The sequence below is a fragment of the Bradyrhizobium sp. USDA 3256 genome (genome assembly GCF_054058275.1).
Window position 1 is genome coordinate 165,053 of sequence record NZ_JBSSAE010000001.1, and the last position, 23,365, is coordinate 188,417.

A 23,365-nucleotide genomic window follows, 5' to 3' on the forward strand; every position below is an offset into this window, starting at 1 on the left:
GCACTGAGCCAGCAGTGGCCTGCGCCTCTCCTCCGCCGAATAGTAGTCCGCTCTGTTAATCGCGGGGACGGTGTCATGTCGGTGACGAGGCGTCCACGGCGGCGATGCTCTTCATCCGCAACGCGTCGGCCATCGCCTCGGGCAAGGTCCAGCTCTTCGATCATCGCGGCAGTCGGATGTAAAGTACAGATTGGTTGTCCCGGCAGGCCTTGTGCCGGAGCGCACAGCCAAGCCAGCTTTTCCCGAGGCCGGTTGGCCCGACAATGGCGCAATTCTCATGGTTCTTGATCCACTCCCCCGTGAGCAGCATGTCGAACAAGCGGCGGTCTTGCCCACGGGGGCGCGGTAGTCGATATCCTCCGGCACGGCATGATGACGTAGCTTTGCATTGCGAAGACGAAGCGCCAGGCGCGATAACGTACAGAGTATCGCCGAGAACGCCTGCGGGCACCTACCAACGTTGGATGGTCATCGCTTTCAGGCGGGCGGGATCGTCGGTAGGGGCCCAAGCAGGCTCAACTACCAGACTTAATAGTACTCCGGATTAGCGTGGCGGTTAATCTCGGCAAGATGTTTGGCGAGGGTCGCGAGGCATAGCGGCCCTTCGCCAACTCAAACTCGCTATCGGTCCAGCCCTTGGCAAAATGTGGGCTGATGGACAGGCCCGCGCAGGAGGCCTTCAGCTCGATCTCCTTGCAGGTCCACGTTCGCTGCAGCGATGAGCGTCGCACGGTGAGCGCTCATCCGAACGTCTTCCTCAAGATGGGCACCAAGGAGGTCCTCTATCGCACCCGCTCAAGGGGTTGGGGATCAGACAAGGCGCTCTATCAAACCGCCGAGGCAAGGCGCTCCGCGACGCTGCGCGCGATGCTCGGCCGCAGGTTGTCGATCTGGCGCATGTTGAAATCGCACGAGATCAGCAGATCAGCCGGCGCAGACGCGTATGCGTCGGTGGGTCCTTCATCGCCAGCAGATTGAGCGCTTGGCCGAGCTGCGCGCGTCGCACCGCCGCGTTGATGTCACCGCGCCTCGATGGTGGCGCTGCGCGCCGACAGGGCTACCAGACACATGAGTGCGGCCAACATCGCAAATCCGCTCGGCAATACTGCGAAGTTGGCGAGGAAACCGGCGAACCCGGGTTCAACGAGGAGTCCCGCATGGCCAACCGTGGTGATCGCGGCAACCGCAAGACCTGCAGGCATTACTTCTGAGTGCCGGCCCTCCGGAAGAGAATGGGAACCAAGTTCGATGCACCAAGACCAATGAGCAGGAAACTTGCCAGCGCGAAGGGGGCACCTGCGGCCGCCAGCAGAAGCGCGAAACCCGCGACGGCCATCAGAGTGCCGACCACCAGTGTCGCGCGGTCTCCCACGCGCGGCACCACCGGAATCGCCCACCAGGCGCCCGACGCTCATGCCAATGGAGAACAGCATGAAGCCGATTTCACCCTGCGCTTTCGGTACCAGGCGACGGTCCACCAGCAGCAAGGCGCTCCAATCGAGGATGGCTCCCTCAATAAGAAACGTGATCGCTGCTAATACCGCCAGCAGCACCACAATGGCATGCGGCAGACGAACAACGCGCCTCGCTGAGCCTGCTATAGCGCGACATGTATGGAACGGCGCCGCGGGCGCAAGAGCTTTCTCAGTCGACTTCACACATGGGAGCGGGAGCTATGACGGAAACTGGGTGATGACGGGTTGAGAAAGGCGGCGTATCGAGGCGGGTGATGAAGCCTGCCAGCAACCTCCAAAGGAGCGATACGCCGTGACCGAGACTACCAATGTTTTTCCTCTGCGTCAGCCCGATCAGATTGCTGATCCACTGACGGATATTCTGCGTGCCGGAGCTCGCGAACTGATCGCCCGCGCTGTCGAGATTGAGTTCACTACATTCCTGGAAACGACGAAGCATCTGGCGCTGCCGGATGGTCGGGCGCGCGTGGTGCGGCATGGATATGGGCCGGCGCGCGAAATTGCCACCGGCATCGGCCCTGTCGTGATCGCCCGTCCGAAGGCCCGCGACCGTGGAGCAAGCGGGCCAGGCGACAGGATCCGGTTTCATTCGACGATCCTGCCGCTCTGGGCCCGCCGGACGAAGAGCTTGGACGCGTTGATCCCCGTGCTCTATTTGCGGGGAATCTCGACCAGCGACTTCCAGGAGGCGCTTTCGGCCTTGCTCGGCAAGGACGCGCCGAACTTGTCGCCGCCGGTCATCGCTGGCCTGAAGAAGGACTGGCAGGCCGAATACGAACGTTGGCAAAAGCGCGACTTGTCGGCGCGGCGGTACGTTTATATCTGGGCGGATGGCGTCTATCTGCAGGCTCGCATGGAGGACCATGCCGAATGCATCCTGGTGTTGATAGGCGCCACGCCTGAAGGAAAGAAGGAATTGATCGGCTTCCAGGTCGGGGTACGCGAGAGCGCACAAAGTTGGCGAGAATTGCTGATCGATCTGCGCAAGCGCGGCTTGCAGATCGGGCCTCAGCTTGCTGTCGGCGACGGCGCTCTCGGCTTCTGGCGGGCGCTCGATGAAATCTTCCCCGGCACGCAACATCAGCGATGTTGGCTGCACAAGGTGAACAACGTGCTCGACAAGGTCGCCAAGTCCGTGCAGCCGGCAATAAAGAGTGATCTGCGTGACATCTACCTGGCGCCGAACCGGGCGGCCGCTGAAACAGCGATTGATATCTTTGTCGAGAAGTACGGCGTCAAATACAAGCCGGCCGTTGAATGCCTGATCAAGGATCGCTCGGCTATGTTGGCGTTTTATGATTTCCCTGCCGAGCACTGGTCGCATCTGCGCACGTCGAATCCAATCGAGAGCGTCTTTGCCACGGTCAGGCACCGGACTGTGCGAACGAAGGGAGCGTTATCGCCACACACAGCAAAGTTGATGGTCTTCAAGCTGGTCGGCGCCGCATCTAAAACCTTGCGACGGTTGAAGGGCACAAATCAGTTGCCGAAGGTGATATCCGGGGTAAAGTTTGCGGACGGAATCGAAGTCGTTCCGACCGCTGAAGTCCGCGCCGCCTGATCGGACCGCGTCACCCAAAATCCGTCATAGCTCGCGAGAGTGACATCTACGAGCTTTTCTGCGCAGCACAGGAGATCGGAACTCATTTCCTGATCAGGATCTGCGTCGACCGCTTGGCTGGAGACGGGGATCACACGATTGCCGACGAAATGGACGAGGTCGCCGTCAAAGGGCTCCATCGCATCGAAGTCAGAGACAGCAACGGCGATCCCGACCAGGCCGTTCTTGAGATCAGGTATCGCAAGATTCGCGTCCTGCCACCGATCGGCCGGCCGTGGCGCTCCACATACGTTCGGGTCTCACGTAGATAATCCAGTGCTGATGCCGACGGCACGAACGCGGCGTGCAGGATCCGGCTGGTCGCGTCATCAAGATAAGCAATCAGCGAGCGCTCGGGCCGGCGGTTCTCGAACCAGTGGTGCTCCCGGCGGTTACGCGGCTGGTGGACCGAGGGCAGGCGGCGTCGCACCGCATTGCCGCAGCCCCCGCAACAGCCGAAACACCTGTCGCCGTTGCAACCGCAGTACGCTGGCCTATCCCGCACGAGAATTCCGTCCGACTGCTCTATGCCAAAGACGGGCAGGGTGTTGCCAAGATCGGGCCGCGCGAGCTTCTGGAATCGACCCTACGCATGAGGCCTGACCGGATCCTGTTGCAGGAGCTGCGGGACGGCACGGCCTTTTTCTATCTCCGGAACGTCAATTCGGGGCATCCGGGATCGATCACCACTGTTCATGCGGATAGCGCGCGGCTTGCCTTCGAACAGTTGACCCTTTTGGTGAAGGAGAGTGCGGAAGGGCGAGACCTCCAACGTGATGATATCCGCTCGCTGCTGCTGCACCTGGTCGATGTCGTCGTCCAAATGCAAAAGCGTGACGGCCGCTATCGCATCTCTGAGATCTATTATGATCCCATCCGCAAACGCGATCACGCCCGCTAAAGCCGCGCGTGGCACAGCGCTCGCACTTTGCGCCGGCGCGCTCTTTCTGCTGGTGGCCTCGAACGTTCTGCTGCTCGGGCTCAGGGCTCACGACGGCGGATTTCACTGGTTCGAGATCGCCAGCGGCTGGCCCCGTTATGGCGCTGACCCTCGGTTTGATCGCTGGCTGACCCTCTCCACTCTGGCCGGCACGATGACCGTCTTCGGCCTGCTCGGTCTCTTCCTCCGGCAGCGTCCACCACCGCTGCATGGCAAAGCGCGTTTTGCGTCCGAGCGCGAGATCAAGGCTGCAGGTCTTAGGTCTGAGGAAGGCATTCTGCTTGGCCGCAAGGACGGTGCGATGCTTTGCTTCGGTGGATCGGAACACGTGCTGGTCTATGCACCCACCCGGGCAGGCAAAGGCGTCGGCTATGTCATTCCGAACCTGCTGAATTGGGCGGATTCGGTGGTCGTACTCGATGTCAAGAAGGAGAACTGGCAAAGATCGGCGGGTTTTCGCGCTGCCCACGGGCAGGCCGTCCACCTGTTCGATCCGCTCGAAGGAAGCGGTCGGACGGCACGGTACAATCCCCTTGGTTACGTACGGAGTGATCCCGCCGACCTCTATGATGACCTGCAGCGCATCGCCGTCATGCTGTTTCCGGCCGAGAGCCGTGGCGATCCGTTCTGGTTTGAAGCCGCGCGGACGGCGTTTGTGGCGATCGGAGGCTATATCGCTGAAACCCCCGGACTACCTCTGACCATCGGCGAGATTCTGCACCAGCTCTCCGCCGTGCCTGACCTCAAATCGCATTTTGAGAAGATCATTGCTGCGCGACGATCGAGCAGCTCTCCCTTGTCACGCTCTTGCATCACCGCATTGAACGACTTCCTTGCGGCTTCCGAAAACACCATGAATTCGGTGCGGAAGACTGTGACGGCCAGACTTGGCCTGTGGCTGAACCCTCGTATCGAGGCCGCGACGTCGGCCAACGACTTCGACCTGACGAAGCTAAGACAACAACCGATGTCGATTTATCTCGGCGTCTCGCCGGACAATCTCGAGCGTATGGCACCTTTGCTGAACCTGTTCTTTCAGCAGGTCGTTGATCTCAATACCCGCGAGCTGCCGGAACATAATCCGAAGCTTAATCGCAAGGTCCTCCTCTTGCTCGACGAATTCCCGGCGCTCGGTAATGTCAACGTTCTGGCGAAGTCTGTCGCGTTCGTTGCAGGATACGGAATCCGGCTTCTGACAGTCGTCCAAAGTCCGGCGCAACTTCGCGCGATCTACGGCGCTGACGTCGCCCGCAACTTCATGACGAACCATGCCGTGGAGGTCGTCTTTGCTCCGAAGGAGCAAGACGTTGCCAATGAGCTTTCAGAACGAATTGGCTATGACACGGTGAAGGCGCGCAGCCACAGTGGGCCAAAGGGCTTTTCGGCACGATCAACGAGTCAAACGGTGTCAGAACATCGGCGAGCTCTCATGCTGCCTCAGGAACTCAAGCTTCTGCCCAAGTCCAAGGCATTCATCCTCGGCACCGCGATCCCACCGTTGATCGCCGATAAGCTCATCTACTACGAAGATAAGGCCTTTCTACGACGCCTGTTGCCGACGCCGGTTCAGGCCATGCCGAAGGGACTTTCGAACGCGTTGCTGGACGCCGAAATCAAGGAGCTTCGCTGCGAAGTCGCCGAGCTTCGCGCAATATTTCGATCGCGACGGATGACGGACGAGGAGGTGGCGGATCCCTCGACGATTCCTGACGATGTCAGTTTTGACTTTGGCGGGGTCGATGTGGATCTCGAAGGCTTGTCCGAAGAAGACCTGAAAGCCTGGACCCTGAAATACATCGACGCTCAGGTCATTCCGACGCCGCCGCGGACCGACCGCAAGCAGAAGGGTGAGCAGCATGAACGACAGGCATGACGCGAGCGAGGAATTCAGCCTCGAGCGGCAACGTCGCGCGCGGTCCGCGTCCGCCCGAGAAGAGGGGAAAGACGAGTCCAGGGCACCAGCCTCCAACCAGCCTTCATCCGCGGAAGTCACCGATAGTGCATTTCCGGACCGTATCCGTCGGAAATATTACGTGGTGGCCGTTAGCTCTGAAAAGGATGGATCCGACCGCGAAGCGCGGCTTTATGCCGATGAGCGGAAAGAGTACCTCGCGTTCAAGACCACTGACGATCGCCTGGTCACCCGCATAGCTGCCGCCAACGTGGTCCGGGACATGGTCAGCGTGGCACAGCATCGCCAGTGGGAGGCACTGCACGTCCGTGGTTCCGTCGAGTTCCAGCGCGAAGCCTGGCTCGAGGCAAGCGCGCGCGGAATAGAGGTACAGGGCTATCAGCCAAACGAGCTTGAACGCCAAGCGCTCGCTGACCGACGAGTCGCATTGGATCGAGCCAACGCCCGGACCACCGATACCAAGGCTCGCTCGGCCTCCGACAGGTCAGTGCAGGCGGAGAGGCTCGACTACGACAAGGGCGTTTCCGGACGTCTGATGGAGGTCGGTTTTGGCTCTTATCGCAACCGCGCCGACGCGGAGCCGTCAACTTATGTAGCCATCAAGTTGGATGATGGCCGGCGACATCAGCTGTGGGGCGTCGGCATTGTAACGGACGTCGCAGATAGTGGCGCCAAGCCTGGCGACCGCATCTCTCTGCGAAGGGATGGCGTCGAACCCGTCATCAGGGCGATCAAGTCCATAGACGCCGCCACAGGAACCGCTGGCATTGAACGGCGCCAGATGTGGCGCGACATGTGGAGTGTGACGGTGAAGGAACGCCGTGCAGACCGACCGGCGGCCGCGCATGATTCCGACCTGCTCGCGGCCCAATCGCAGATTGTCGTCATCAACAAGCTTGTCGAACGCGCTCTACCGAACGATGAGAATGCTCGCCGGAGCATTATGGCCTTCGCCAAGGAGCGCATCGCCCAGCATCTGGTGAGCGGGCATTCGTTTGTGCGGGCGACGGTCAAGGAACCCAATCGAGATCGTCATCAATCGGAAGGAGATAAGGAGATCCGTCTAACCCAGAGCGGCGAACGCGTCAGAATGCAAGCGCGTGACCGCTGAAATGCGCGGAGATTAAGACCAGCCCGCGGCGGTCGCTCGGAGCACCGGAATCATAATCCTGGGGTCGGGGGTTCGAGTCCCCCCCGCTACCACCTTTCCCCACACCCCTTTGACTTGGTTTGGATAGGCCTTTTCCCCGAGCAGGGCGGTTAGCCGGCCTACTATCTCCACGGCTACACCACCTGGGCGGCCTGGGTCGCGGAACACAGTGACTGTCTCGACCAGGTCTCTGATGGCTTCTGCGGCCTCTCCGTCGCCCGCACGGACACCTTTGCCCAGTGCTTCTTCAAGCCGACCGAGTTGCTCCTCATATCGTTTGAGGATGGCCGGATGCAGCGCGACTTCCTTCAGGGCGGGTGGTTCACTCTGCAACTCCTCAGATATCCGCTTTCGTTCGGCATCTAAGGCAGTCGATCGCGGTCCGAGAACGGATGGATCGCCATGTCCTTTCGCAATCGCATCCACCAGTCGTTCGATTTCCCGGCTTATTTGCCCAAGCTGCTGCTCAAGGCGCTGCCGTTTTGCCTGTGAGGTGGCAGCGAGGCGCTTCCTCTCCTCAAGATACGTGCGTACGTATTCTGAGATAACCTTCGGCGCGCGCAATTCGGCCTTTAGACCGTTGAGGACCGCGCTCTCGACAGTGTCTAAATAAAAAGTCTTGGCGTCCGGACACGTGCCGCTCTCCGTCGCCGCCGAGCAGCGAATGCGAACGCGCCCTGACTTGTCCCGCCCATTGGTTGCCATGCCCGAGCCGCACGAGCCGCAACGGAGCAGGCCAGATAGCATCCGACGAGGCCGGCGTTGATGGCTGGGGTGGGTGTGACCGCGCTCCCCTTTGCGGTGCTGAGCAGCTCTGAATAGCTCTGGATTGATAATTGCAAGATGCGGCACTTCAGCCACCTGCCAGTCACTCTTAGGATTTGGTCGTGACAGGCGCTTTCCCGAGTCGGGATCTTTCACCATCCTGACTTTGTTCCAGACGAGGCGCCCTACATAAAGCTCGTTCTGAAGAATGCCGGCGCCTCTTTCGAGATTGCCATTGATAGTTGAGGCATTCCATGCCCGCCCCCGCGGAGGGGATACCCTCTCCTTGTTGAGATCGTGCGCAATTTCGCGAGGCGTCCGACCGTCCACGTATTCCTGGAAGATGCGCCGGATCACTTGTGCCTCGACCTCAACGATGACTCGTTCGCCGCTCTTTCCAGCGACCGCAGCGTATCCGTATGTTAGGCCACCTCCCGCCAAACCCTGCTTGACCCGACCTGCTTGGCCGCGCCGCACCTTGTGCGCGTTGTCCTCGCGATAGAGTTGTCCGACCAGGCCGCGAAGACCGACCAGCACGGTGTTCACAACGCCTTCGTGGACTGCCCGGATCTCGATGCCGAGAAAAGATAGTCGCTTATGGATACCTGCTAGATCTTCCATATCGCGAGAGAGGCGATCGAGCGCTTCGACGATCACCACGTCAAAGGATCTCTCCCGCGCTTGGTATAACATCCGCAGAAGGCCTTCGCGTCCCATGACCGAGCCGCCTGAACGAGCCCGATCTTCATGGGTGCTGATAACGGTTAAGCCTTCGCGCTCTGCATAGGCTTGACAAAGTGAAAGCTGATCTTCAATCGAGCGCTCGTTCTGAAGATCGGTTGAGAATCGAGCATAGATCGTCGCTCTCTTCCTTTTCTCTTCGATCGGCGAGCTCTCTTTCATGATCTTCCCTCGCGGCCAGACGAGCAAGTACGCGCGCAAGGCGTAAGATCGCCTTGTCTGGATTCGCCTGCAAGGACAATTTGCGAGGCGCATCACGCACGATCGAACCTCCAGGCGATCGCGCAACTCAACGAGGTGCACGCACCTGCGCTGGCGCCACTCCACAAAATGTCGGCGTTGGTGATCATCCAGGAGCATCATGCTTGGGCAGTTCCTAAGCGGAATGGCCGCTATGAGCTCGTCGTGTAATTGGATGCCGCGGCGAGAAAAAGGGATAGAGTTCGGAAGGCCTTCACCGCCGAAGTGCGTGCTGCTAGGCAGGGCTACATCAGCTCTTTGGCACGTGGCAGATGTTGGGGCGACAGATCGGCACCGTCACCAACAGAGTGCGGCTAGCAATTGATCTCGTTGCTAGTTCGGCCCGCATCAAACCTGCAACCAGGCCGTTATGAGCGGCGGGATAGCGATTGGCTTCGTTGAGTTTGCTGACTTTTGTTTGAATCTGATCGCGTTCGTTGCGCTCCGGCTGGGTCGTTCCTGGTGCGAAACTGGTGTGGTAACGCTGGCTCATGCAGACGAGCCGGGACTGACATCCGTAAGGTCTCCATCGCAGGACGCTCCTCACGATGATCATCAAGCGGAGCGACTTTACCCTCTCAAGGCTGAAACAGAGTTCGATTCCCCTAGGGAGCGCCAGTAAATTCAGGCACTTAGGTTGCAATCAAGCCGCGTTGGTTGATTCAGGCGCTGGTGAACAGCGGCGAGCGCTTGCGGAATTTACTGCCGACGTTAGCAGATTACCCTAGGCGCGATGCCTCACCGTCGCTGGCGCATTCGCGAAAAAATTTCCTCGTTGCCTTTGGTGTCCGGAAATATTCAAACCGCCGCTAACGTGCGCTCTCGTACGCGAGCGCCCTCGGACGTTCGCATTGACGTTGCTCGTCGGACAATCGACTCCTGTCCGGTCGAGCTTTGTGCCGATAGGAGGGCCACCTGAGATACAATCGACGTGGGAAAACCGGCGGACAACAGTCTCAAGTCAGTCTATCCCCTTCGAAAGCCACAGAGCCGAGCTCCGCGCCCTAGGTGTCGCGCGGGTGTCCTTCCCGGGTGTGACGCTCGCGAGCGCCGGCGCGGCAATGCACGGGGCGCTGAGGATTCTCGCCGAGTCGGGAGACCTCTCCCGGATCACGAACGAGCTCATGTCCTTCTCCGAGGCGACGGAATGCTTGGCCTGCCTGCCGAGCGGTCGCGCGAACGAGCCTTCGCGTCATGAATCCACGCTGTTTGACAAGGTCAGCGAAATCCAACCTCGCCGTCGTCGGCCGCGATGGTATCGAAGGTCAGTTTGCCGACGTCGGCGCGGCATTGGCAGAGCCCCTGCGCGTCGATGATCTCCTGCATCTTCTTGAGCGCGGCACCACTGTCGAGCAGTTCGCGGGCGCGCGCACAACCGTTGCCGCCGTGTATTTCCGGGTCATATTCCAGAAGATGCGCTGCAAGCCGCAGCGATTTTTCGCGAAGGTCGGCGGGTGCGGCGCGGTCGTTGCTGAGGACAGCCATTACGTCCGCGGCGAGAGTCGCAGACGCCTGCGCTTAAACGCAGGTCTCCGCTCCTCCCTTCAGCGTCACGGGAATGGCGAGATAGCGTACTCCGTTGGCTTCGGCCGGCGGGAACTTGCCGGCGCGGATGTTGACCTGGATGGACGGTAGCAGCAATCGCGGCGCCGAGAGCTTGGCGTCGCGCGCCTGGCGCAGGGCCACGAACTCATCCTCCGTGACGCCCTCCTTGACCTGAACGTTCTTCTCGCGCTCCTCGCGGACCGTTGTCTCCCAGGCGTAGGTCTCGCGATCGGGAGCCTTATAGTCGTGACACATGAACAGTCGTGTCTCGGGTGGCAGCGCCAGGAGCCGCTGTATCGACCGGTAGAGCTTGCGCGCGTCGCCGCCGGGGAAGTCGGCGCGCGCCGTGCCGTAGTCCGGCATGAACAGGGTGTCGCCGACGAACACCGCATCCTCGATCTTGTAAGAGACGTCGGCCAGCGTGCGGCCGGGTGTGTAGATCACCTCGACGTCGAGTTCGCCGATCTTGAAGCGCTCGCCGTCCCGGAAGAGACGGTCGAAGTCGCTGCCGTCGGTCTTCAGGTCGGTGGCGTTGAATATCGGCCGGAAGATGCGCTGCACGTCCTTGATGTGCTCGCCGATGCCGATTTGGGCGCCGGTCTTCGCCTTGATGAAAGGGGCGCCAGAGAGGTGGTCGGCATGGGCATGCGTCTCAAGCACCCATTCGATTGCGTAGCCAGCTGCTTCTGCGGCCTTCAAGATCGTCTCTACCGAGTGCGTGTCCACCTCGCCCGAGTTGTGGTCGTAGTCAAATACCGGGTCGATGATGGCGGCCTTCTTGCTCGCCGGATCGGCGACTAGATAGCTTGCCGTGTTGGTCGGCTCGTCGAAGAACGCGCGGATGATGGGTTGTCCTGACATGGCTTGAACCTCCTGATGCCACCGGTTCGGTTGGTCTTGACAGATATATTAGTAGTAGCTAAATAAGTAATAGCTTAAGTAAGGAATGGCCAATGGCCTCCCAAACCTTCGATCTGGAGACTTTCGAAAAGCAGGCGGTCGAGGTCGCCGGCATTCTGCGCGCGCTCGCCAACGAGCGTCGGCTGATGATCTTGTGCCAACTCGTCGAACGCGGCGAGAGCAACGTGAATGCACTCGCCGAAGCCGTGGGTCTGTCGCAATCGGCCCTGTCGCAGCACCTCGCAAGGATGCGCGGGGAGGGCCTCGTCACCTTTCGGCGCGAAAGCCAGACGCTCTGGTACCGCATCGCCGATCCGCGCATCGAGCAACTCTTTGCCACGCTGCACAGGCTGTTTTGCAAGCCTACCAAGGCGAAGAACTAATTTAGGAAAGCAGAGGAGCTAATCATGCCACTACCCGCAATCAAGCCAGCCGAGGCGCGCCGCCTTCTCGACAATGGCGGCCTCCTGGTCGACATCCGCGAAGTCGATGAGCACGCCCGCGAGAAGATCCCCGGCGCGCGAAACCTGCCGCTGTCGAAGCTGGACGAGATCGACCTCGCCGTGCACCAGGGCAAGCCGGTCATTTTTCACTGCAAAAGCGGCGCCCGCACTCAGGCCAACGCGGCCCGGCTCGCGACGAAGCTCGGTGAGGCCTGCGAAGCCTTTATCGTCGAAGGCGGGCTCGACGCGTGGCATAGGGCCGGCCTGCCGGTCGTGAGAGACCGGCGTCAACCGCTGGAGCTTCAGCGCCAGGTGCAGATTGGCGCCGGCAGTCTTGCTGTCGCGGGTACGCTGCTTGGCCTTCTTGTGTCGCCGTGGTTCTTCGCGGTGCCTTCCTTCGTCGGTGCCGGGCTGATCACGGCCGGTGTCACCGGCTTTTGCGGCATGGCCCGCATTCTCATGCGCGCGCCTTGGAACCGCAGCGTTTACGGCTCGCCCGCTCGAGCCGCGTAAGAGGGGACGAAACCAGGAGCTGCCAGCTATGCTGTCGTTGACCCAAGGCGCGTTCGGCCTCGCCTCCGGCTCGTTGGTCGGATTTTCGCTGGGGCTGGTCGGAGGTGGCGGCTCGATTTTGGCAGTGCCGCTCCTCGTCTATGTGGTTGGCGTGTCGGATCCGCACGTGGCGATCGGCACCAGCGCGATCGCCGTCGCGGCGAACGCTGCCGCGAACCTCGTCAACCACGCACGCGCCGGCAACGTGAAGTGGCGCTGCGCCTCCGTATTCGCATTCGCAGGCGTGGCCGGCGCCTTCCTCGGCTCCACCGTCGGCAAGATCGTCGAGGGCCAGAAGCTGCTGGCGTTGTTCGCCATTGTCATGATGGTCGTGGGCGCACTGATGCTGAAAGGGCGCTCAGGCGCGGGCGAGCCGTCGGTTCGGCTCAACCGGGGAAATCTGCCGAAGGTTCTCGCCTTGGGGCTCGTCACGGGCGCTTTGTCCGGCTTCTTCGGGATCGGCGGCGGGTTCCTGATCGTGCCGGCGCTGATCGCTGCCACCGATATGCCGATCCTCTTTGCGGTCGGCTCTTCTCTTGTGGCGGTGACCGCCTTTGGGCTGACGACGGCGGCCAACTACGCCCTGTCCGGCCTCGTGGATTGGTATCTTGCCGCGTTGTTTGTCTCAGGCGGAGTTCTCGGCGGGCTCTTCGGCGCCCGCTCGGCCAACTCGCTCGCCGCGCGTAAAGGTGCATTGAACACGGTGTTCGCAGCGCTCATATTCGCGGTGGCGATCTATATGCTGGTCCGCAACCTCGGCCTCACGTGATTGGGGACCTCGAGACAAGCGGTCGGAATTCGCCTTGAGGGCGCGCTCTGGTCCTCCGGTGTTTCGATCGGCAAACTCGCGCGTGGCCGGCGTGGTCACGCTGCGGGGCTGTGATGGCATCACGGCCGGCGTCTCCACTCCCGAACTGACGAGCCAGAATGCAATTCGGCTCCCGCCGGTAGGACCAATAAGCGAGAGTGCCTGCACAAATGAGGCAGTCAGTATGAACGCAAGCAAGTTTCGCTCGGGCTCACGAGGCATCAATCACGGTGGTAACCGGTCGACGCAGCGACGGTGGCTGTGATGCGCAACGGCCAAATCGCACAATCAGATCCGGGCGCCGGACGCCAAGCCCCAGATGGGCTGCAATCTGCGGACGCAGGAAAGACACCTCGACCGGTTGATTGAGAAGAGCATTCCGAATTCCGAGCGCCGTCGCTTGCAGTGCGAAGCGCTGGTAGGCGCGTCCGGCAGCAACCCAGCCAGCCTTGTCGTTACGCGGACTGACGAACACGGCAATGCCCGCCGACGAGCGAACATGCTCGGCGTACTTGTCGTTCTCTCCATTCTCGGTGAACACGAACTTCAGGAGGCGACGCGCCAGCCAGGCGGGCAGTGCCGGATTGCCAGAGCTACGTGCGGCAAGCCCATCCAAGCGCTCGATCGCCATGGAATCGTTGAAGCGGATCCAGGAGATCAATTCTGCCATGAACGCGGGGTCGCGCATCTGCACGGTGTTGCCCTGAATGACGTATTCGAGAATGGCCTCCATGCGCGATCGCTCAGTCACAACGAGGCACTCCACGCCACATAGCGAGCCGGCGGTCGCGACCGCGCGCAGGTCCTCTGAGTTTAGGGCTCGGCCATCATACTTGACGCGCGTGCATTGGCGCTGCGTGATCGCATCTGCCAACGCATGGTGCGACGGCGCAGTGCGGTCGAGAGCGATGAAGACCGAGCCCGGATCGGTGGTATCGACTTCAACGCTGGCATTCAGGCCGAGTATTGGGGCGGCCTGCACCAGGTTCTCGGCTGCGCAGCCGAGTGAAGCGAAGAGGTGGTGATCGTCGGGATCGACCACGGGGCAACGACGGACGAGATCGGGACGGATGGTGATTCCGTTGTCGGAAAGGATGAACCGGCACGGCTGTGTGTTGTGGCTGGTTCGCTGCCAGCGTCGCGGCGCGCACGAGCTCGCGAGCGCCGCGCGCCGGGTCAAGTGGCCGCCACACACGTCGCATGGCTTCCTCGTAGGTCGAGGGCTGCGAGGCGGGAGCCATCGGCATGCGGGCTGCGCAGATGGCAAACGTCCCTATAAGCAGGGATCGGCGATTCATTCATACCTCGCAAACAGCGGGATCCGCGCAACAACAGCGGCGGGTTTTGCGGTCGTAACCCGAAGCGGACGACGCGCATTTGCGAGTGTACGCGCTAGTCTTCCGATGCTCGACTGACAAACTCGTGGGTCGCCCGCTCAACGGATGTTGGAGCGGGTCGGACGCCGGGCAAGCCTGCCAATCGACGAGTAAAAAAGCGCGATTTCGAGCACGCCATACAGCGCCAATATCATCAGCGCTTTGATTGCCTCGCTTGTCATCTCACCACCCTCCAGCAGCCGATCTAAATAGGGTGCCGATCACGTTGCACGATCGCGGTAACAGCATTGCCTGAACGAGTCTCGTAGACAGTCCGGGCCGTCGCATTCATATTTATTTCCGGATGGGCCAGGCGGGCGGTCAGTGTGGTCGCCATGATGGCGATGCTTGTGAGCAGCACGGAGACAACCACCTTCAGGTGCGTGGCCTTGTCCGCGGTGTAAATCGAGTGATTCATTGCAGGCCCTTTGCGATCGAGCCAATTGCATGCTGGCGAAGCTCTTTCTAAAGCGTCGGCCGGGCAGCCGAAATTTGGGGACTTCACCTAAGGAAGTATCCGTAAGCCGGGAGACGGCGCGGCTCGCGGCCATCCTGCGGACCCGATCTCGGGTTACATTCAAGGGCTCCTTGACGGCATTGAATTCAAGCAAACCGCCTACGCGTTGGACTGCGATTCACGAAAAGCGGCCCTGGCCCGCTTCCTGAAAAGGCTTCGCGTGGTGAGGGAGGCGAGCGAGGAGGAGCGCCGCTTGGCCGCCTGGATGCTGCGTCAAGCCCATCATGCAGCCTCAGCAGCGAGGGCAAACTCCCGAAAAGCTGACGGGACGGTTAAGGTTATTCCGAGCGTAGCTTTTTGAAACGCTCATCCCGGCGCCACTCCTCTGCGAAGCACCGCCGGTCAATCACTCGGATCAAGTCCAAAACAACCTAACACGTCCGATCTGACAATTAACTGACATAGATCAACAGCCTCTCGTCAGCCGGAGGAGAGTATCCGTTCGCTCGCTGGTGCGTACTCCAGAAGTTCAACCGAGAACCGGATCGGGGCCCCGTGAGCTGGATTGAATCGAATTTCGATCGGCTGCGATGTGGAAGAGATCGATGACACATTCTTACCAGGCGAGCCCGCGTTTGACCTCGTGGCAGAGCCGAGTTCGAACCATACTCGCATTTGCATTCATCGGGCTGCCGTCCATCGCGATGGCCGAGGATGCGGTGAAACTCAGCCCAGAGCAGGCAACGAGCCTGGGGGTTCGCGTCGTTCGTCCGATCGCCAGCCCGACCGACAAGACGCTGCCCTATCCCGCCCAAATCGTGATTCCCACGCCGCAATTGTGGGTCGTGAGCAGTCCCGTGGCCGGCATGGTAACGGGTCTGTCGGTCGCGCGAGGCGACCGGGTCAACGCCGGCCAACCGCTCGTCGTCATGGAGAGCCCAAGCTTCGTGTCACAGCAGCGCGACTACCTGCAGGCCGTTGCCCAGGAAGTTCTGACCAACCAGCAGCTCACCCGTAACACCCAGCTTTTCCAGAGCAACGCTGTACCGCAACGTACTCTGGAGGCCAGCCAAAACGAGGCCCGCCAAGCAAGTATCGTCGTTGCGGAACGGCGGCAAATGCTTCGGCTCAACGGTCTTTCGGATGACGCAATCTCGAAGCTGACCACCGAGGCTGCCATCAACGCGACCCTTTTGGTGGTCGCACCGCGGCCGGCAACCGTCGTGGACATCCTGGCCTCTCCCGGCCAGCGGGTTGAGCAAACGGCTTCGCTCATCAAGCTCGCACAGCTGTCTCCGCTATGGGTCGAGATCGCGATTCCTGCGTCGAACATCCGTGCCATCCGGCCAGGCGCGAAGGTCGAAGTCGAAGGCTATGCAACGCCGGGGCAGGTCGTGCTGATATCGGAGACTGCTGATGCCGCGACCCAAACCATATTGGTCCGGGCGGCGATACCGAACACAGGCGAACTGCGGCCCGGACAGACGGCCCAGGCGCGCATCGGTTTTGCTTCGTCGGCTGAAAACGCTTGGGAGCTTCCCTATAGCGCGCTGATCCGACGCGGCGAAGAGGCCTCGGTCTTTGTGGCGACAACAGGCGGCTTTCGTCTGGTCCCGGTGAAACTGCTTGAGGAAGACCAGGACCATGTCGTGGTTTCGGGGGCGATCACCGAGAAGGACGAAGTCGCCGTTAGCGGCATCTCCGCGCTCCGTGGAATCCTGCTCAAGCTCGGAGCCGGCTAGCCATGCTTGAGCGCCTAGTTGCATTTGCGCTTTCCCAGCGGCTGTTTGTCGCGCTCGGGGTGCTCCTACTGATCGGCGCCGGGCTGGTGATGTTGCCGAGCCTGCCGATCGACGCGTTTCCCGACGTCTCGCCCGTCCAGGTCAAAGTCATCATGAAGGCGCCGGGGCTCACCCCTGAAGAGGTCGAACAGCGGATCACTGTTCCGATCGAGCTCGAACTGCTTGGATTGCCAAACAAGAAGATCCTTCGCTCCACGACGAAATACGCGCTCGCGGACATCACCGTGGACTTTGAGGATGGCACCGACATCTACTGGGCGCGCAACCAGGTCTCCGAACGCCTGTCCAACATCGCGCGCGACCTGCCAGATGGCGCGACGGGCGGACTGGCCCCGATCACGAGCCCGCTCGGCGAAATGTTCATGTTCACCATCGACGGTCCCGATCTGTCGCTCGCAGAGCGCCGTAGCCTGCTCGATTGGGTGATCCGTCCCGCGCTGCGAACAGTCCCCGGGGTTGCCGACGTCAATGCGCTTGGCGGCTACGTCCGGGCATTCGAGATCGTGCCGATCAGCGATGCGCTTGCGGCGCGTGGTATCTCTTATGAACTGTTCCGACGTGCGATCGACGCGAACAGCCGCAACGATGGAGCCGGTCGGGTCAACCAGGGCGAAGACAGCGCGCTGGTGCGGATCGAGGGCAGCATCCGCACGATCGAGGATATCCGGCAGATCGTCATCGATACCAAGGACGGCATCCCAATCCGGGTCAAGGACGTTGCTCGCGTCCAGCAAGGATCGTTAACGCGCTACGGTGCCGTCACGACCGACGGTCGCGGCGAGACGGTGGAAGGACTTGTCCTTGGTCTGCGCGGCGCTAATGCTCGCCAACTCGTCAGCGACGTGCGCGCGCGCCTTGACGAACTCAAGCCATGGCTGCCGCAGGGTGTTACCATCAACGTGTTTTACGACCGCAGTCGGCTGGTCGATCGCGCCGTCGGAACGGTCATCCGCGCGCTCGGCGAGGCGACCGTCCTGGTGATTGTGTTGTTGCTGCTATTCCTCGGCAACTGGCGCGCCTCTCTAGTGATCGCCCTGAGCCTGCCGCTTGCGATCGTCATCGCGCTGATCGTCATGCGCATCGTCGGCATGTCGGCAAACCTGATGAGCCTGGGCGGCCTAGCGATCGCCATCGGCATGCTGATCGACGCCTTGGTCGTGGTCGTCGAGAACGTCGTGGGCAATCTCAGCAAGGAACGGCCGGACAAGGCCGCGCCGCTGGTTCACATCATTTTCCGCTCAGTCTCTGAGGTGCTGCAGCCGGTGGCGTCGGGCGTTCTGATCATCATGATCGTGTTTGTGCCGCTGCTGACGCTGCAGGGGCTCGAAGGAAAGTTGTTCATCCCCGTCGCACTCGCAATCATATTTGCGCTGGGCGGCTCGCTGCTTCTGGCGCTCACCGTCATCCCTGTGGCGACCTCGTTTCTCCTCAAGACGGCCTCGCACGGTGAACCGTGGCTGATCCGGCTGGCATCGCGCCTCTATGCTGCCGCTTTGGATTGGGCCCTGAAGAACGAGCGCAAGGTTATCATCGCGGCAGTCGTAGCTCTCGTGGCCGCGGGCTACGCTTACACCCAACTCGGCAAGACATTCATGCCGACAATGGATGAAGGCGACACTATCGTCAGCGTCGAAGCGTTGCCATCCATCAATCTCGACGAAATGATTGCGATCAATGCGAGGCTTCAGTCCGCCATCCTCGCGAAGGTCCCTGATGTGAAAGGCATCGTGGCCCGGACCGGGTCCGACGAACTCGGCCTGGACCCGATGGGACCGAACCAGACCGATACTTTTCTGGTCCTGAAACCGGCAGAAGAGCGGAAGACAACCGAAAAAGCCGCATTGATCGAACAACTTCGCCGCGTACTGGCTAATTTCCCGGGGCTGTCGCTCAGCTTCACGCAGCCGATCGACATGCGTGTGCAGGAGATGATTAGTGGTGTGCGCGGCGATGTCGCGGTGAAGATCTTCGGGCCTGATATCACCAAGCTCAACGAGATTGCGAGCAAGCTGTCGGGCATTCTGGCCAGCATCGATGGCGCCGAGGATGTCTACACCACCCTCAACGAGGGTGCACAATATTACACCGTTTCCGTCAACCGCATGGAGGCGGGACGCCTCGGCCTGACGGTCGACGCGATCTCCAATTCGCTGCGCACCCAGATCGAGGGTCGCACGATCGGCACGGTGCTGGAGGAAGGACGCCGCACCCCGATCCTGATCCGCGGCAGCGAGACAACGCGGGAGGCGCCGACGCTGCTGGCGAGCCTGCCGCTGACGCTCACCTCCGGTCAGCACGTGGCGCTTTCCCAAGTGGCCCGTATTCACCGGGTCGATGGTCCCGTCGTGGTCAACCGCGAGAACGGATATCGCATGAGCGTCGTGCGGGCCAATGTCCGCGGCCGCGATATGGTCGGCTTCGTCGAGGCGGCCCGGCAGAAGGTGTCGGCCGAATTGACGCTGCCGCAGGGTTACCGGCTCACCTGGGGCGGCCAATTCGAAAATCAGCAACGCGCCGCCGCGCGCCTGTCGATCGTGGTACCGGTTGCGATCGGGCTCATCTTTATGCTGCTGTTCACGACCTTCGGCTCGATCCGCCAGGCTCTGTTGGTGTTGGTCAACATCCCGTTTGCCGTCATTGGCGGGGTCTTTGCGCTGGTACTCGCCGGCGAATACCTTTCGGTTCCGGCGTCCGTCGGGTTCATCGCGCTGCTCGGCATCGCCGTGCTCAACGGCGTCGTGCTGGTCTCCTATTTCAATCAGCTGCGCGCCCACGGCGTGCCCGAGGGGCGCATTGTCGTTGACGGTGCCAAACGCAGGCTTCGACCCGTTTTGATGACGGCCAGCATCACGGCGCTCGGCCTCGTCCCGCTCTTGTTTGCCACGGGCCCGGGATCGGAGATCCAGCGCCCTCTGGCCGTCGTAGTAATCGGCGGTCTCGTCTCGTCGACGGCCTTGACGCTTATCCTGCTGCCGATCCTCTATCGCCGGTTTGGCGGCGCTGCGAAGGAGGCCAAATGAGTGTCGAACTCGTCTGCCTGACGCTGATCGCCGCGCGATCGCTTCGCGATGAGCTGTTCGACTATCTGAGCGAACAGCGCCACCTCGTATCCGGATTCACGGCCTCCGACGTCGCTGGACACGGCCCCGACGTACGGCTGCAAACGTCGGCCGAGCGGGTCAAGGGCCATGCCGATGAGCTGATGGTGCGGATAGTTCTTCAAGCGCAAGCTGCGGCGCAGTTGCTCGAAGGGCTGAAGACTGCTTTCGCTGGATCCAGGATTGTCTATTGGATTTTGCCCGTGGCGGAATTTGGCGTGATCGACGTCCCCAGTCGATGAGCATTCGCCGTTCGCTGTCGTTGCTCTTCGGATGGAGTGGGCCTTCATCCGCGACGCTCTGGCAGGGTACCGCCGGAGGTAAGGTACCAATCATTCTGGCAACCAAGCCGAACGCAGCTATGAATTAGCTTCGCAGATTTGCCTTCTTTCAGGCTCCAAGTCGCGCACGCCAGAAAGGCTTCAGCAATTCCAGCGCGACGAGGATGAGTAGCGCCGCGCCCATCGTCGCCGCAAGGTCGTCCAGATGCAGCACACCGAACCGGAACAGCTCGCGCAAGGCTGGAACCGTCAGGCACGAGCCAAGTATCGCGAAGACCGCGAGCAGAATTGAGAGCAGCGTCACATTGGGGCGAACCAACGCGAGCTTGAGGGATGAACTGAAAGAACGATTGACAAGAATCAGGCTGAAGATGCCGAGTACGAGCGCCACGAAGGCGAGCGCTCGGACCTCATCGTCCGGCATGCCGTTCCTGAGCGCAAACACAAACATCGCGCCGGCCATCACAAAGACAAGAGCACCCTGCAAGGCTCCCCAGCCAATCAAGGCAAGCGGCAGCAGCGGCTCGGCCGGTGAGCGCGGTGGCCGGCTCATAACATCCTCTTCCTCTTTCTCGGCCTCGAAGACCAGGGAGCAGACAGGGTCAATGACCAATTCGAGGAAGGCGATGTGGATGGGACTGAAAATGATGGGCAATCCGAGAAGAAGCGGCAGCAAGGCGAGGCCGGCAATTGGGACGTGGACCGCAACGATAAAGCTCATCGCCTTGCGGAGGTTGTCATAGATACGCCGGCCCAGCCGGATTGCGGTCACGATCGGCCCGAAATCGTCATCCAGCAGCACGATGGAAGCGGCTTCGCGGGCGACGTCCGTGCCGCGGCCGCCCATGGCGATCCCGATATGCGCCGCTTTGAGCGAGGGCGCATCGTTGACGCCGTCGCCGGTCATGGCGACGATTTGCCCGTCGGCTTTCAGCGCCTCAACGATGCGGAGCTTTTGTTCGGGCACGATCCGTGCAAACACCACCGAGCTCCGCGCGCGAGAGATCAGCGCTGCCGGGTCATGCCTGTCTATCGTGTCGCCGGTCACCGCCTCGTTCGCTGCAAGGCCAGCCTGGCGCGCGATGGCTACAGCGGTCGCGGGATAATCGCCGGTGATCATCACGACTCTGATGCCGGCCGATTGACACTGCCGCACCGCGGCCGGAACACTTGCACGCAGCGGATCGGCGAAGCCGACGAGGCCGAGCAGCCTGAAGGCAAATTCGGCGGGAACTTCGGGCAGGTCTGTTCCGATATGGCGAGCCTGCGCGACAGCCAGAACACGCATCCCTTCCGCCGCCATGGCATCCACTGAAGCCTCTAGATCGGCGGTCTCGTTCTTCGAGAACCGGCACAGCCGTGCGATGGCCTCGGGAGCACCCTTCGCGGCCACGATCAACGGCTCGCCGTGTTCCGGCATCCAGACTTGCGTGACCGCGAGAAGCTCCGGCCTCAGGCCATACGTGTTCACGAGCTTTGCACCCACGCCCGACGAAGAACCTTCCTGTCCGGGTAGGGTGTCCGCGAGTTCGCGGAGCGCCCTTTCCATCGGATCGAATGCCTCCGGCGCGCTGGCCAGAACGCCATAGGTTACGACTTCGTGGAAGCGCGGCCCGATCGGACCACCTTCACTGCGACGCCATTCACTTTCCGCCGTCCTTAGTTCAGCGACCGACATCCGATTTTCGGTCAGCGTGCCGGTCTTGTCCGTGCACAGCACGGTCGCCGATCCAAGGGCCTCGATGGCGTTAGAACGCCGCGTCAGCACCCGGGCGCGCGAGATTCGCCAGGCTCCCATAGCCATGAAGACCGTGAGCACTACCGGGAACTCTTCCGGCAGCATCGACATGCCGATGGTAATTCCGGCCAGCAGTGCTTCCAGCCATCCGCCGCGGAACAGGCCGTAGAGCACCATGACGACCACGCTGACGCCACCTCCGCCGATCGCTGCCAGCCGTACCAGACTGCGGGTCTGAGACTGCAATCGGGGCGGCTCGGGCTCGAGGCGATGAAGCAACTGACCGATTTTGCCCATTTGGCTGTTGGCGCCCGTCGCGACGACCTCCGCGGTGCCTGTGCCGCGAACCACCAATGAGCCGGAGTAGACGTAGGGTGAATCCTCGCCGCCCGGAGCGATTGTCGTGCGCGCCGCGTTTGGCGACACCAGCTTGCGGACCGGGACTGATTCCCCGGTCAGCAACGATTCGTCGGCCTGGAAGTCAAGCGCTTCGAGTAGCAGTGCGTCGGCCGGCACACGGTCGCCTTCAGCCAGCAGGATGACATCACCCCTTACCACTTCGCGTCCGGAGATCCGCTTGCGCGTGCCGTCCCGAATGACCAGAGCGCGCGGGCTCGCCAGGTTGCGTAGTGCTTCAAGCACGTGCTCGGTCCGCGTCTCCTGAACCACCGTGATCACGATCGACATCAGGGCGAAGGCAAGCAGGATCAGCGCCTCCTTGACATCACCCAGCAATAGATAGATGGCGCCGCCACCGATCAGCAGCGCAAACATGGGCTCGCGCAGCACTTCCAGCACAATACGGAGCGGCGTGCGGCGGTCCGGCTGGGGTAGTTCGTTTGGGCCTTCGGCGGCCAGCCGCGCTTGTGCCTCGCTTTCGCCAAGGCCGGTCAGGCGCCGGGCAGAGCTGTCACGAGTTTTTGTCGCTACAGAATTTGGGTCCATCTGCGGAGCCTTGTTCGAGCGCTACACGGCGCGCCGGAGCCTCACTGGGGTGAAACAGCTTCTTTTCAACCGCTGCAGCCGACAGCCTGCGGTAAAGATCCCGTCGTCGTGTGATGGGCCACCAATCGTAAAGGAAGATTTCGAGGGGCCGCCAATTGGCTACCCATCCCAAGATCAGGAAGCTTTCTTGCACCATCCTTCTGAACGGCGCATCAGCAAGGAGTCCGGACGCCAGGTTTGATGCAAGCAGACACGCGATAAGGATTGCCACGCCTATCGCGAGAGATCGACGGCCAATTCGAAACAGCTCATTGAGGTCGCCCTGAATGACGGCTGCACGGCCAGCGAAGTACTTGCCGAGAGCCTCCGGGAGGTCTCGTGCTAGATCTGTTTGCGCCTCGTTATCCGGAAAATGAACCACGATCCTGAATGGCCGGTCCGCCGGCAGTTCTCTGGCCCACCCGACGATATATTCTTCGGCCTCCCGGTCGAGGTCCTTCTCACGAAATGGAAAAGGATCAAGCGTATGGAAGAGCTGCTCGATCTCATCGACGCGGATTTCGATCACATTCTCCGCATCCTTTGAGATCATCAGTT

Annotated in this window: 17 protein-coding genes, 1 tRNA gene and 6 pseudogenes; 12 read left to right on the forward strand and 12 right to left on the reverse strand. The window is 61.3% G+C overall.

All coding sequences use genetic code 11. From position 1 onward, the window contains the following. Positions 1-125 precede the first annotated feature (125 nt). Positions 126-411, reverse strand: a pseudogene (locus tag ACVWY5_RS00840) (ATP-binding protein); the annotation flags it as partial. Positions 412-732: 321 nt separating this feature from the next. On the opposite strand from ACVWY5_RS00840, the pseudogene ACVWY5_RS00845 reads away from it, so the two are divergent. Next, positions 733-852 (forward strand): annotated as a pseudogene (locus ACVWY5_RS00845) (Cj0069 family protein); the annotation flags it as partial. A gap of 167 nt (positions 853-1,019) precedes the next feature. On the opposite strand, the gene ACVWY5_RS00850 reads toward ACVWY5_RS00845, so the two are convergent. After that, complete coding sequence (locus ACVWY5_RS00850; protein ID WP_321177201.1) at positions 1,020-1,556, reverse strand: hypothetical protein; 537 nt, start codon at positions 1,554-1,556, stop codon at positions 1,020-1,022. 211 nt (positions 1,557-1,767) lie between these two features. On the opposite strand from ACVWY5_RS00850, the gene ACVWY5_RS00855 reads away from it, so the two are divergent. Further along, positions 1,768-3,036, forward strand: coding sequence for an IS256 family transposase (locus ACVWY5_RS00855; RefSeq protein ID WP_456671623.1), 1,269 nt, complete (start codon positions 1,768-1,770; stop codon positions 3,034-3,036). Between the two features lie 265 nt (positions 3,037-3,301). Here the strand turns inward: ACVWY5_RS00855 and ACVWY5_RS00860 are convergent. Next, positions 3,302-3,502: pseudogene (locus ACVWY5_RS00860) on the reverse strand (ISNCY family transposase); the annotation flags it as partial. Positions 3,503-3,571: 69 nt separating this feature from the next. Here ACVWY5_RS00860 and ACVWY5_RS00865 point away from each other — a divergent pair. The 4 genes and pseudogenes from ACVWY5_RS00865 to ACVWY5_RS00880 form a co-directional block, all read left to right on the forward strand. Next, a pseudogene (locus ACVWY5_RS00865) lies at positions 3,572-3,976 on the forward strand (ATPase, T2SS/T4P/T4SS family); the annotation flags it as partial. Then, positions 3,942-5,888 (forward strand): type IV secretory system conjugative DNA transfer family protein, encoded by a 1,947-nt coding sequence (locus ACVWY5_RS00870; protein WP_028337246.1) that lies wholly within the window; start codon positions 3,942-3,944, stop codon positions 5,886-5,888. The pseudogene ACVWY5_RS00865 and the gene ACVWY5_RS00870, both read left to right, overlap by 35 nt. Continuing rightward, positions 5,872-7,038 (forward strand): LPD7 domain-containing protein, encoded by a 1,167-nt coding sequence (locus ACVWY5_RS00875; protein ID WP_028337247.1) that lies wholly within the window; start codon positions 5,872-5,874, stop codon positions 7,036-7,038. Before ACVWY5_RS00870 ends, ACVWY5_RS00875 begins: the two co-directional genes overlap by 17 nt. Positions 7,039-7,065: 27 nt before the next feature. Further along, a tRNA-Met gene (locus ACVWY5_RS00880) sits at positions 7,066-7,130 on the forward strand. Between the two features lie 580 nt (positions 7,131-7,710). Here the strand turns inward: ACVWY5_RS00880 and ACVWY5_RS00885 are convergent. From ACVWY5_RS00885 to ACVWY5_RS00900, 4 genes and pseudogenes are all read right to left on the reverse strand, one after another. Then, positions 7,711-8,946, reverse strand: a pseudogene (locus tag ACVWY5_RS00885) (recombinase family protein); the annotation flags it as partial. Positions 8,947-9,073: 127 nt separating this feature from the next. Next, positions 9,074-9,316, reverse strand: coding sequence for a hypothetical protein (locus tag ACVWY5_RS00890; protein WP_321177089.1), 243 nt, complete (start codon positions 9,314-9,316; stop codon positions 9,074-9,076). A gap of 737 nt (positions 9,317-10,053) precedes the next feature. Further along, positions 10,054-10,320: pseudogene (locus tag ACVWY5_RS00895) on the reverse strand (thymidine phosphorylase); the annotation flags it as partial. Positions 10,321-10,341: 21 nt separating this feature from the next. Continuing rightward, positions 10,342-11,229: an MBL fold metallo-hydrolase gene (locus tag ACVWY5_RS00900; RefSeq protein WP_028337249.1), complete on the reverse strand. Its 888-nt coding sequence runs from the start codon at positions 11,227-11,229 to the stop codon at positions 10,342-10,344. A 92-nt stretch (positions 11,230-11,321) separates the two neighbouring features. Here ACVWY5_RS00900 and ACVWY5_RS00905 point away from each other — a divergent pair, with 92 nt between their 5' ends. Genes ACVWY5_RS00905 through ACVWY5_RS00915 form a run of 3 tightly spaced genes read left to right on the forward strand, consistent with a single transcriptional unit; the run spans position 11,322 to position 13,032 of the window. Continuing rightward, positions 11,322-11,651 (forward strand): metalloregulator ArsR/SmtB family transcription factor, encoded by a 330-nt coding sequence (locus ACVWY5_RS00905; RefSeq protein WP_028337250.1) that lies wholly within the window; start codon positions 11,322-11,324, stop codon positions 11,649-11,651. 24 nt (positions 11,652-11,675) lie between these two features. Further along, positions 11,676-12,224, forward strand: coding sequence for a rhodanese family protein (locus ACVWY5_RS00910; RefSeq protein WP_028337251.1), 549 nt, complete (start codon positions 11,676-11,678; stop codon positions 12,222-12,224). Positions 12,225-12,252: 28 nt separating this feature from the next. Continuing rightward, positions 12,253-13,032 carry a sulfite exporter TauE/SafE family protein gene (locus ACVWY5_RS00915; protein ID WP_038377918.1) on the forward strand — a complete coding sequence of 260 codons (780 nt, stop codon included), beginning with the start codon at positions 12,253-12,255 and terminating at the stop codon, positions 13,030-13,032. 250 nt (positions 13,033-13,282) lie between these two features. Here the strand turns inward: ACVWY5_RS00915 and ACVWY5_RS00920 are convergent, their stop codons facing one another. The 3 genes from ACVWY5_RS00920 to ACVWY5_RS00930 all read right to left on the reverse strand — a co-directional run bounded on the left by ACVWY5_RS00920 (position 13,283) and on the right by ACVWY5_RS00930 (position 14,865). Continuing rightward, a complete protein-coding gene (locus ACVWY5_RS00920; RefSeq protein ID WP_321177090.1) occupies positions 13,283-14,251 on the reverse strand; it encodes an Acg family FMN-binding oxidoreductase in 969 nt (322 codons plus the stop codon). A 255-nt stretch (positions 14,252-14,506) separates the two neighbouring features. Continuing rightward, on the reverse strand, positions 14,507-14,629 hold the full coding sequence (locus ACVWY5_RS00925) for a hypothetical protein (RefSeq protein WP_321177091.1): 123 nt from the start codon (positions 14,627-14,629) through the stop codon (positions 14,507-14,509). A gap of 23 nt (positions 14,630-14,652) precedes the next feature. Next, the gene (locus tag ACVWY5_RS00930) at positions 14,653-14,865 is read right to left on the reverse strand and encodes a hypothetical protein (RefSeq protein WP_028337253.1); all 213 of its coding nucleotides are present in this window, start codon (positions 14,863-14,865) and stop codon (positions 14,653-14,655) included. Positions 14,866-15,608: 743 nt separating this feature from the next. Here ACVWY5_RS00930 and ACVWY5_RS00935 point away from each other — a divergent pair. Genes ACVWY5_RS00935 through ACVWY5_RS00945 form a run of 3 tightly spaced genes read left to right on the forward strand, consistent with a single transcriptional unit; the run spans position 15,609 to position 20,046 of the window. Continuing rightward, entirely contained in the window at positions 15,609-16,646 is a 1,038-nt protein-coding gene (locus ACVWY5_RS00935) for an efflux RND transporter periplasmic adaptor subunit (protein ID WP_456671635.1), read from the forward strand. Positions 16,647-16,648: 2 nt separating this feature from the next. After that, the gene (locus ACVWY5_RS00940; RefSeq protein ID WP_028337255.1) at positions 16,649-19,726 is read left to right on the forward strand and encodes a CusA/CzcA family heavy metal efflux RND transporter; all 3,078 of its coding nucleotides are present in this window, start codon (positions 16,649-16,651) and stop codon (positions 19,724-19,726) included. Next, complete coding sequence (locus ACVWY5_RS00945) at positions 19,723-20,046, forward strand: DUF3240 family protein (RefSeq protein WP_028337256.1); 324 nt, start codon at positions 19,723-19,725, stop codon at positions 20,044-20,046. Before ACVWY5_RS00940 ends, ACVWY5_RS00945 begins: the two co-directional genes overlap by 4 nt. Positions 20,047-20,194: 148 nt before the next feature. Here the strand turns inward: ACVWY5_RS00945 and ACVWY5_RS00950 are convergent, their stop codons facing one another. Together ACVWY5_RS00950 and ACVWY5_RS00955 are read right to left on the reverse strand one after the other, a co-directional pair. Beyond that, positions 20,195-22,768 carry a cation-translocating P-type ATPase gene (locus ACVWY5_RS00950; RefSeq protein WP_051376335.1) on the reverse strand — a complete coding sequence of 858 codons (2,574 nt, stop codon included), beginning with the start codon at positions 22,766-22,768 and terminating at the stop codon, positions 20,195-20,197. Beyond that, positions 22,734-23,360, reverse strand: a complete 627-nt coding sequence (locus ACVWY5_RS00955) for a hypothetical protein (protein ID WP_051376338.1) — start codon at positions 23,358-23,360, stop codon at positions 22,734-22,736. The genes ACVWY5_RS00950 and ACVWY5_RS00955 overlap by 35 nt, the downstream gene beginning before the upstream one ends. Positions 23,361-23,365: the final 5 nt, after the last annotated feature.

Bases quoted from the DNA above. Each gene is read 5' to 3' on its own strand.
- ACVWY5_RS00870 (WP_028337246.1), top strand. From the start codon at position 3,942: ATGATCCCATCCGCAAACGCGATCACGCCCGCTAAAGCCGCGCGTGGC.
- ACVWY5_RS00875 (WP_028337247.1), top strand. From the start codon at position 5,872: ATGAACGACAGGCATGACGCGAGCGAGGAATTCAGCCTCGAGCGGCAA.
- ACVWY5_RS00890 (WP_321177089.1), bottom strand. From the start codon at position 9,316: ATGAGCCAGCGTTACCACACCAGTTTCGCACCAGGAACGACCCAGCCG.
- ACVWY5_RS00900 (WP_028337249.1), bottom strand. From the start codon at position 11,229: ATGTCAGGACAACCCATCATCCGCGCGTTCTTCGACGAGCCGACCAAC.
- ACVWY5_RS00905 (WP_028337250.1), top strand. From the start codon at position 11,322: ATGGCCTCCCAAACCTTCGATCTGGAGACTTTCGAAAAGCAGGCGGTC.
- ACVWY5_RS00910 (WP_028337251.1), top strand. From the start codon at position 11,676: ATGCCACTACCCGCAATCAAGCCAGCCGAGGCGCGCCGCCTTCTCGAC.
- ACVWY5_RS00915 (WP_038377918.1), top strand. From the start codon at position 12,253: ATGCTGTCGTTGACCCAAGGCGCGTTCGGCCTCGCCTCCGGCTCGTTG.
- ACVWY5_RS00925 (WP_321177091.1), bottom strand. From the start codon at position 14,629: ATGACAAGCGAGGCAATCAAAGCGCTGATGATATTGGCGCTGTATGGC.
- ACVWY5_RS00930 (WP_028337253.1), bottom strand. From the start codon at position 14,865: ATGAATCACTCGATTTACACCGCGGACAAGGCCACGCACCTGAAGGTG.
- ACVWY5_RS00935 (WP_456671635.1), top strand. From the start codon at position 15,609: ATGGCCGAGGATGCGGTGAAACTCAGCCCAGAGCAGGCAACGAGCCTG.
- ACVWY5_RS00940 (WP_028337255.1), top strand. From the start codon at position 16,649: ATGCTTGAGCGCCTAGTTGCATTTGCGCTTTCCCAGCGGCTGTTTGTC.
- ACVWY5_RS00945 (WP_028337256.1), top strand. From the start codon at position 19,723: ATGAGTGTCGAACTCGTCTGCCTGACGCTGATCGCCGCGCGATCGCTT.
- ACVWY5_RS00950 (WP_051376335.1), bottom strand. From the start codon at position 22,768: ATGGACCCAAATTCTGTAGCGACAAAAACTCGTGACAGCTCTGCCCGG.
- ACVWY5_RS00955 (WP_051376338.1), bottom strand. From the start codon at position 23,360: ATGATCTCAAAGGATGCGGAGAATGTGATCGAAATCCGCGTCGATGAG.